Raw genomic sequence first — 8,161 nt, forward strand, 5'->3', positions numbered from 1 at the left:
GTGCCCACGATGGCGATGGTGCCGATGGCCAGCGGCAGAATGGCTGCGACCATGCTGCCGAAGACGAGCAGCAGCAGGATGAGGGTGAGCGGCACGGCGATGCTCTCGGCCAGGACGAGATCCTCGCCTGCCTGGGTGCCCATCTCGCTGGTCACGGCTGCGCCGCCGCCGGCCTGGACGGTGAGTGCGCCCTCGTACGGTCCTGCGTAGGCGTCGATGACGCTCTTGGCGTTCTCACCCCGCTCCGTGTCATCACCCTTCACATGGGCGAGCACCATCGCTTCGCGGCCGTCCCTGGAGAGGAGGTCGGGACCGGCGGTGTCCCAGTAGGAGATGACGTTCTCCAGGTTCGGGTTCTTCTTGAGGTCCGCTACCAGAGCGCGGCCGCTGTGCTGGGCGGCCGGGGCGTCGACGCGCCCTTCGGCGGCGCGGACCAGCAGGACCAGGTTCGTCTCCCCGCCGAACTTCTGGTCGATGACCTTTCCGGCCCGGGTGGACGGGGATGCCGGGTCGTCGTAGCCGCCTCCCAGCAACTTGCCGAACGCGCCGGCGCCCAGGACACCCATGAGGGCCACGGCCACGACGGCGACGATGAGGATCAGCCGGGACCGGCGAATCGCCAGTTCAGCTATGTGTTCGAACACGCACGCTCTCCTTTGGTGTCCCTACGGTGAAAACGACGCGAAGCGGACGGAGTTGACCCATAGGGGCCGGGCGCGCGGTGCTCCGCGGAGTCGGTTCACCCCGTCGGAAACAGGTGCGTGTCGCACCCTTCGTCGCCACGAGCGACGTTAGTGAGGCAGCAGAAACTTTGGCAGTGTTAGATTTTCTTCACACCCTGCCGTTTCCGGGTGGCCCACCGGGGCGACCGTCGTCCGTCGCCGCCTGCCGTAGAGGAACACGCCATGGCTCCGCCCACCCTGCGCGAGCGACGCCGGGCCGCCGCAACCCAGGAAATCCTGGACGCCGCTGAGCGCCACATCACCGAACACGGGCCCGCGGCCCTGTCCCTGCGGGCGGTCGCCCGCAGCCTCGGCATGACGGTGCAGGCGCTCTACCACTACTTTCCGAGCCGCGATGCCCTCGTCACAGTGCTCGTCACCAAGGCGTACGACGACCTGGCCGATGCCGTGCAGGCCGCCGTCGACACCGCGGCGGACGACTCGGCCCTGCCGCGTCTGGTCGTCGCCGCCGAGGGCTACCGCCGATGGGCCATCGCCCATCCCGAGCACTTCCAACTCCTGTACGGAACGCCGCTGCGGGACTACGCGGCACCCACCGACGGCCCGACCACCCAGGCAACACGCCGAATGAGCTCGATCTTCGAGCGCGAGCTGTTCGCGGACTTCACCACGGAGCAACTCGCCGCGGCCGACGCCCCCTCGCTCTCGCCCGCACTCCGGACGTACCTGGAGCAGCTGCCGCACTACGGTCTGGGACATCTGCCGCCCCCCGCGACCGCCCTGCTGCTCAGTGCGTGGGGGCACCTGCACGGCCTCGTCGTCCTGGAGGTGTTCGGGCACACCTCGTTCCTCGGCGACCAACAGGCCGAGATCTTCCGCATGGCCATGCAGAACCTGCTGGAGGACGTCCACCGCCGGATCCCGTGAGCGCTACGGCCCCGGGGGCGCCGCCCTCGTCAGGACGGAAGGGCGCCGAGCTGGCGCAGTTGCGCGAGGACATCGACGACGCCGCGGATCTCGGCGATCCGCCCGCCGGCGAAGCGGAAGATGAAGATCTCGTTGTAGGTGACGGTCCTTCCGGTGGGCGCCAGGCCCCGGTACTCGCCCCGGTGCGTCCCGGTCACCGTGTTCCTGGAGACGACCTTGTCCCCCTCCGTGATCGTCTCCTCGACGGCGACGTGGATGTCGGGGAACGCGCGCAGGAGCAGCTCCCACACCCGCTTCATGGCCTCCCCTCCCGTCGCGCCCATCGGTACCGGCGCGTGGAAGAGCACGTCCGGTGCGACGAACTCGTCGATGGCCTTCGAGATGATGTCCAGGTCACCGCTGTTCACCGCGGAGTGGAAACGGATGAGCGTCGCTGTGTTGCTCGTTGCCCCGGTTGCCGACATTGCGGTCTCTCCTCTGGTCCGTTCCTTCGCCGCCTGCTGGACGGCCCGCCTCAGCAGTACGGCGTCTCTCTGCAGTAGGACGACACAGCCGCCGGGAATGTGACGCGCCGGGCGGACGACGACCCGATAGGGGCTACGTCTTCGTCCGAGGCGTGCGGGCGTCCAACGCACGCGAGGCCGGGCCCCGCAGATCCTCTCTGCGGGGCCTGGCCTCGTGCGCTGGGTGGCTCAGCGGCGCGGCGCCAGCACCTGGGCGAGCACGTCGTGCACGTAGGTGTTGGGGTGCTTGCCGGAGAAGCTTGACAATCTCTTGACCCCCTGAACGTAGAGAGTGATGGGGTATCGCACCTGAACGCCGTGCGTCTACGGGAGGAACCTCCGGGGCCCTTGTCGCCGACTGCTGCTAGGCCGGAAGGGGACCCCGCGCGAGAATCCGGGCCGCGGCGAACTCCTCGCGGGCCTCCTGTTCCGCCTGGTCCAGATAGCCGTACGCGTCGTCGCCGACCGGGATCCGCAGGGGTGTGGGCGCGGCGGCGGCGACGATGTCGAGGACCCGTGCCGCGAAGTCCTCGGGGCGGCCGGTCTCGGGATGGTCCGCAAGGCCGCGGGAGCCTTCGAGCATCTCGCGGTTCGTCCCGTCGTACGCGGGGACCCGATGGCCCGCTTCTGTCATGGACGTGCCGTAGCGCGTGGCGAACATGCCCGGTTCGAGCACGGTGACGCGGATGTTGTGCGGGGCGGCCTCGATGGTCAGCGCCTGGCTCATGCCTTCGAGGGCGTGCTTTCCGGCGACGTAGGCGGCCAGCCCCGGGAAGGCTATCCGGCCCACCACGGAGGAGACGTTGAGGATGTGGCCGTGTCCCTGGGTCCGCATCAACGGCAGGACGAGGCGGGTGAGCCGCCATGGGCCGACCAGCAGCGTCTCCAGCTGGTCGCGGAGTTCGGCGTCCGAGACCTCCTCGACCGCGCCGAACAGTCCGACGCCGGCGTTGTTCACGAGGATGTCGATACCGCCGAGACGGTCGACCGCGATACGGACGGCCTCCTCGCACGAGGCGGCGTCACGTAACTCGAGGGGAATCGGGGTGATACGGCCGGGCCAGGTGGCGGCCAGCTCCTCCAGGTCGGCGGTCTTGCGGGCGGTGACCGCCAGTTCGTCCCCGGCCCGGGCCGCGGCCGTGGCCAGTGCGTGCCCGAGGCCGGAGGAGCATCCCGTGACCAGCCAGCGTCGTCCCATCGTTCCCCCGTCATGACTGAGTTGTTCCGGATGATCGTGGCGCCCCGCGGTGACCGCCGTGCCGTCGCCGCCCCCGCGGAGTCACGGTCGCTGCCGCCCGGCTGATGGCCGCAGTTCATGGTCAGGGGGTTCCGGTGCACGGTCACCCCTCCCGCGGGGGCGCACGGAGACGCCCGGGCGCACAGACAGGCGCCCCCACGCGGCCGCCGCAGGCACGATCGGCGGCCACCCCGACGGTCAGCTCACGGCGGCACCGGCCCATCGGACGATGGCGCCGATGCCGGGCCGACGTCCCGTGGAGTGATCTGACTCACACGCTGTCACAGGGACCGGCCCCGCGGTGTCTTGTGCCCGAATAGCAGACAACGAATGGAGACACCGTGACCGGGAACAGCAATGTGGTCGTGATCGGCGGAGGATACGCCGGCGTCATGGCGGCCAACCGCCTGACGCAGCGCGACGACGTGACCGTGACGCTGATCAACCCGCGCCGGAGCTTCGTCGAGCGGATCCGGCTGCACCAACTGGTGGGCGGGTCCGACGACGCTGTCGTCGAGTACAGCGAAGTCCTGCGTGCGGGAATCGAGTTGGTGGTCGATTCCGTGGCCCGGATCGACGCGGCCGAACGCAGCGTGGCGTTGGCGTCGGGCGGCGCGGTCGGCTACGACTATCTGATCTACGCGGTGGGCAGTGGCAGCGCCGACCCGCGCGTGCCCGGAGCGGGCGAGTTCGCCTACCCGATCGCCAGTCTGGAGGAGGCACAGCGGCTGCGGCCGGTCCTCGACGCCGCGCCGGCAACGGCCGCGGTGACGGTGGTCGGAGCGGGTCCGACCGGTATCGAGACCGCCGCCGAACTGGCGGAGGCCGGCCGCACCGTGACCCTGGTCTGCGGAGGGGTGCTCGGCCCGTACCTGCACCCCCGGGGCCGACGCTCGGTCGCCAAGCGGCTGGCCACCCTCGGAGTGACCGTGCTCGACGGCCCCGGCACGAAGGTGACGGCGGTGGCGCGCGACACCGTCCAACTCCGCGACGGCCGCACGCTGCCCAGTGCGGTAACCGTGTGGACCGCCGGCTTCGGTGTGCCGGACCTGGCCGCCCGCAGCGGGCTGAGCACCGACGCCGTGGGCCGCCTGCTCACGGACGAGACGTTGACCAGCGTGGACGACGAGCGCATCGTCGCGGCCGGGGACTCGGCGGCACCGTCGGACCTGCCGCTGCGGATGAGCTGCCAGGCCGCGATGCCGCTGGGCGCGCGGGCCGCCGACACGGTGCTCAGCCGGATCGCCGGTGAGCAGCCCTCGCCCCTCAACCAGGCGTTCGCCGGCCAGTGCATCAGCCTGGGCCGGCGCGCCGGCATCTTCCAGTTCGCCCACCGCTACGACGTCGCGCTCTGGTTCCACATCGACGGTCGCTCCGGTGCGAGGCTCAAGGAGTTCGTGTGCAAGGGGATCGTCAAGCATCTGGCCGACGAGGCGGGCAAGCCCGGTTCGTACAGCCTGCACCGCGTTTCCGGAGGTGCCAAGCGCCAGCAGTTGCTGCAGGACCGGCGCGGCGAGACGAAAGCCACCGCCCAGCCCGCGGCCTGACCTGGCCCCCGGGGCGGATCCGGGCTGCTGACGAATGAGAATCTTGCCGTCGATACACGCTTGAAGGCCGTCGGCAACCAAGGCCGGCCGCGAAGGAGAAGGGTCGAGATATGAGCGACCAGGCCACTGACCTGGCGACCGAGACGTTCGTCGCCCACCGCAACCTGCTCTTCACCGTCGCCTACGAGATGCTCGGATCAGCGGCCGACGCCGAGGACGTCCTCCAGGAGACGTGGCTGCGCTGGGTCAAGGTCGACCTGGAGCAGGTGCGCGACCAGCGCGCCTACCTGGTCCGGATCACGACCCGGCAGGCGCTCAACCGGCTGCGCGCGATGAGTCGCCGCAGGGAGGCGTATGTCGGCCAGTGGCTGCCCGAGCCGCTGCTCACCGCGCCGGACGTGGCCGATGACGTCGAGCTCGCCGAGAGCGTGTCGATGGCGATGATGCTCATCCTCGAGACGCTGTCGCCGACCGAGCGCGCCGTCTTCGTACTGCGCGAGGCGTTCGATGTCGGCTACGACGAGATCGCGGCCGCCGTCGACAAGAGCCCCGCGGCCGTCCGCCAGATCGCGCACCGCGCCCGCCGGCACGTCGACGCCCGGCGCCCTCGCCAGGTGGTCTCCCAGGGCGAGACCCGGGCCGCCCTGGAGTCGTTCCGGCGCGTACTCGAAACCGGCAATCCGCAGGACCTCCTCGACGTGCTCGCCCCGGAGGTCGTCCTGATGGGCGATGGCGGCGGAGTCAAGCGGGCCGCGCTGCGGCCGATCATCGGCGCCGAGAAGGTGGCCCGCTTCATGATCGGTGGTCTCGGCAAGGAGAAGAGCCCGATCACTGTCGCCCCCACCATGATCAACGGCAACCCGGCACTCCTCGTACACCTGGACGGGGAGCTCGACGGCATCATGGCGGTCCGTGTCGAGGACGCCCGCATCAGCGGCATCTACTACGTCCGCAACCCCGAGAAGCTGTCCCGCGTCGCATCCGAGACCCCGCTCACCCTGGGGTGAGGCCTCGTACGCGCTCTTCGGTCCCCGGGTCGAGAGCGGCGGGCCGGCCGTCGGCGCGGGGCAGTGGACGCCCCGCGCCGACGGAGACGGATCAGAGGGCGCTGAGGGCGAGCCATGCGGACCATGAGACATTCCAGTCTCCGTAGCCGTTGCCGGCGGCGACCTGGTCCTTGGATCCGGTGACGCGGATGACGTCGCCGGGGATGACCTGCTCGAAGAAGCGGCGGGCCGTTCCGTCGCTGGCGAGGCCTATGCAGCCGTGGGTGACGTTGCTGTGGCCGCCGTAGGTGTTGGCCTTGGGGTTCTCGTGGAGGTAGGTGCCCGAGGTCGTGAGGTGGACGGCGTAGTTGTACCGCCCGAGGTAGGAGTCGCCGTAGCCGACCGTGCGGGAGTCCATCATCACCGAGCGTTCCTTGTCGGAGACGACCATCGTGCCGTTCCAGGTGTCCATACCCGGTGCGCCCGCGGTGATCGGGATGGTCCGGTTCGCGGCTCCGTCCTTGACGACGGTCATCCGGTGGGTGCGGACGTCAACGGTGGCGACAAGGGAGCGGGCAATGGTGAAGGTACGGGAGATACCGGGGCCCGCGTGGAGGCTGACCTTGGTGCCCGGCTTCCAGTAGGCCTTCGGGCGGAAGTCGACGCGCTGGCCGTCGTTCAGATTGCGGTCCTTGATCCAGGCCCAGCTCCCCGTGACCCCCGGGTCGGCCGTGACCTTCAACAAACGCTCGACGTCGGCGCGTTCGGCCGCGGGTATCGGGTGCTTGAAGGTCACCGATATCGGCATGCCGACGCCGACCTCCAGACCGTCGGAGATATTGACCGAGGCGGTGGCCAGACGGTCGAGGGCGGCCCGGGACGGCGCGGGCTGCGTGGGCTCGGTCGCGGTCGGCGCGGCGGCAGCGGCCGTGGTGGCGGGCCGGCTGCGCTCCGCTGCGGCGGCGTTCGGTGTCACACCGGCGCCCTGGCATGCGGTGAGCGACAACCCGCCGATCAGGCCGACTGCGGCGAGAGCGGTGGTGGCGCGGTGACGGACGCGGGTGTGGCGTGGCATGGGATCCTCCCCCGGGGAAAGACAGCTGCAGGTCAGCTGGCTCGGTACGGCTTCTGTACGCATGGGAGGGGCGGCAGGTTGCATCTGGGACACGGAAATCTCCGCAGGGAACCACGAGCCCGGAACGGGAGTCCTTGCGCTCGTGACCGAGGAGGAATTCGATGTCTTCTACGCGGCGGCGTTCCCCCGTCTCGTAGGGCAGCTGTACGCGCTGACGGGCGATCACAGCGAGGCGCAGGACGTGGTGCAGGAAGCCTTTGTACGGGCCTGGGACCGGCGCGGGGCACTCCTGGCCGAGGGCGCGCCGGAGGCGTGGATCCGTACGGTGGCGGTACGGCTCGCCGTGTGTAGGTCCGCATTCGGATTGTCCCGTTCTGATCTGGCGGCCTGGGCTTTTCCAGCTGTCTCATTTGAGGGACGCGGCACTTCCGTCTCACGATCTTGTCCCTTGAAGTCTGAACCGCTCCGACTTTCCTGCCGGTGGATTGCTGGCTGGCGATCAGCCGGCCCCTGGTTGGGTCTGGGCGACTCGTCGGCAGGCCAGGGCGGCGTGGAGTGCGGGCAGGTCGCTGGCGCGGATAGGGACGAGGCCGGTGAGAGCAGCGATCTTGCACAGCCGGTACAGCACGCAGACGGCAAAGCACGGTGTTGGGGTGGATCTGCAGGCGCACAGCGGTGCAGTGACGGTCGTCGTCACAGTCGAGGAACGCGGCGAGGGTGTCGAGTAGATCCTTGCGTCCGTCAAGGGGCTCGAGCAGCGCGGGGCGACATTCTGCCGTGCGGGGCCGGGGCGGCTGCGCTGGTATTCCAGTGCCAGGTACTCCAGCCCGTACTGCCCCGGTTCGCGGCCGGCTGCCGCAGCGACCTGGACGAGTTCGGCGGACACGGGCGCGGCCTGGGCGACGGCAGCCGGTTCAGCGGCCACCGCGGCGGGCCAGCACGTGCGCGCCGGCCAGGCGGGCCAGGAGCGTCGCAGTCTCGGTTGCCGCCCTGACAGTCGGTGTCCGTGGGTAAAGAGGGCGGCTGGAGACAAGGTGATCTGCTCGTAGGAGACGCGTGCAGGAAGTACGCCCCCGGATGTGTGGCGTCGTCATCGGGCGTCCCGCGGGGCGGTGGGCGGTCAGGCTGGATTCGCGCTTGGACCCCTGCTTCTCAGGACGCGCGCAACCAGTGCGCAACCAGTGCGCAACGTCTCCGCTCTAG

The 8,161-nt window shown here is 70.0% G+C and carries 7 protein-coding genes and 2 pseudogenes; 4 read left to right on the forward strand and 5 right to left on the reverse strand.

Annotated elements, in window-relative coordinates; all coding sequences use genetic code 11:
- The coding region (locus tag O3W51_RS26180; protein WP_269287462.1) for an MMPL family transporter at positions 1–644 on the reverse strand (644 nt) is incomplete at its 3' end.
- Between the two features lie 261 nt (positions 645–905).
- Here O3W51_RS26180 and O3W51_RS26185 point away from each other — a divergent pair.
- Positions 906–1,610 (forward strand): TetR/AcrR family transcriptional regulator, encoded by a 705-nt coding sequence (locus tag O3W51_RS26185; RefSeq protein WP_138352387.1) that lies wholly within the window; start codon positions 906–908, stop codon positions 1,608–1,610.
- A gap of 29 nt (positions 1,611–1,639) precedes the next feature.
- On the opposite strand, the gene O3W51_RS26190 is transcribed toward O3W51_RS26185, so the two are convergent.
- A complete protein-coding gene (locus tag O3W51_RS26190) occupies positions 1,640–2,074 on the reverse strand; it encodes an ester cyclase (protein ID WP_138352386.1) in 435 nt (144 codons plus the stop codon).
- Positions 2,075–2,477: 403 nt separating this feature from the next.
- Positions 2,478–3,311: an SDR family oxidoreductase gene (locus tag O3W51_RS26195; RefSeq protein ID WP_138352385.1), complete on the reverse strand. Its 834-nt coding sequence runs from the start codon at positions 3,309–3,311 to the stop codon at positions 2,478–2,480.
- Positions 3,312–3,691: 380 nt separating this feature from the next.
- Here O3W51_RS26195 and O3W51_RS26200 point away from each other — a divergent pair, with 380 nt between their 5' ends.
- Together O3W51_RS26200 and O3W51_RS26205 are read left to right on the forward strand one after the other, a co-directional pair.
- On the forward strand, positions 3,692–4,897 hold the full coding sequence (locus tag O3W51_RS26200) for an NAD(P)/FAD-dependent oxidoreductase (protein WP_138352384.1): 1,206 nt from the start codon (positions 3,692–3,694) through the stop codon (positions 4,895–4,897).
- A 110-nt stretch (positions 4,898–5,007) separates the two neighbouring features.
- Positions 5,008–5,904 (forward strand): RNA polymerase sigma-70 factor, encoded by an 897-nt coding sequence (locus O3W51_RS26205; RefSeq protein ID WP_138352383.1) that lies wholly within the window; start codon positions 5,008–5,010, stop codon positions 5,902–5,904.
- A gap of 91 nt (positions 5,905–5,995) precedes the next feature.
- Here the strand turns inward: O3W51_RS26205 and O3W51_RS26210 are convergent, their stop codons facing one another.
- A complete protein-coding gene (locus tag O3W51_RS26210; RefSeq protein WP_138352382.1) occupies positions 5,996–6,958 on the reverse strand; it encodes a L,D-transpeptidase in 963 nt (320 codons plus the stop codon).
- Between the two features lie 142 nt (positions 6,959–7,100).
- Between O3W51_RS26210 and O3W51_RS26215 the strand changes: the two are divergent.
- A pseudogene (locus O3W51_RS26215) lies at positions 7,101–7,310 on the forward strand (sigma factor); the annotation flags it as partial.
- Between the two features lie 319 nt (positions 7,311–7,629).
- On the opposite strand, the pseudogene O3W51_RS48935 reads toward O3W51_RS26215, so the two are convergent.
- Positions 7,630–7,764: pseudogene (locus O3W51_RS48935) on the reverse strand (hypothetical protein); the annotation flags it as partial.
- Positions 7,765–8,161: the final 397 nt, after the last annotated feature.

It is taken from the genome of Streptomyces sp. H39-C1 (genome assembly GCF_027158125.1).
GTDB classification, from domain to species: domain Bacteria; phylum Actinomycetota; class Actinomycetes; order Streptomycetales; family Streptomycetaceae; genus Actinacidiphila; species Actinacidiphila fildesensis.

Bases quoted from the DNA above. Each gene is read 5' to 3' on its own strand.
- O3W51_RS26185 (WP_138352387.1), top strand. From the start codon at position 906: ATGGCTCCGCCCACCCTGCGCGAGCGACGCCGGGCCGCCGCAACCCAG.
- O3W51_RS26195 (WP_138352385.1), bottom strand. From the start codon at position 3,311: ATGGGACGACGCTGGCTGGTCACGGGATGCTCCTCCGGCCTCGGGCAC.
- O3W51_RS26205 (WP_138352383.1), top strand. From the start codon at position 5,008: ATGAGCGACCAGGCCACTGACCTGGCGACCGAGACGTTCGTCGCCCAC.
- O3W51_RS26210 (WP_138352382.1), bottom strand. From the start codon at position 6,958: ATGCCACGCCACACCCGCGTCCGTCACCGCGCCACCACCGCTCTCGCC.
- O3W51_RS26190 (WP_138352386.1), bottom strand. From the start codon at position 2,074: ATGTCGGCAACCGGGGCAACGAGCAACACAGCGACGCTCATCCGTTTC.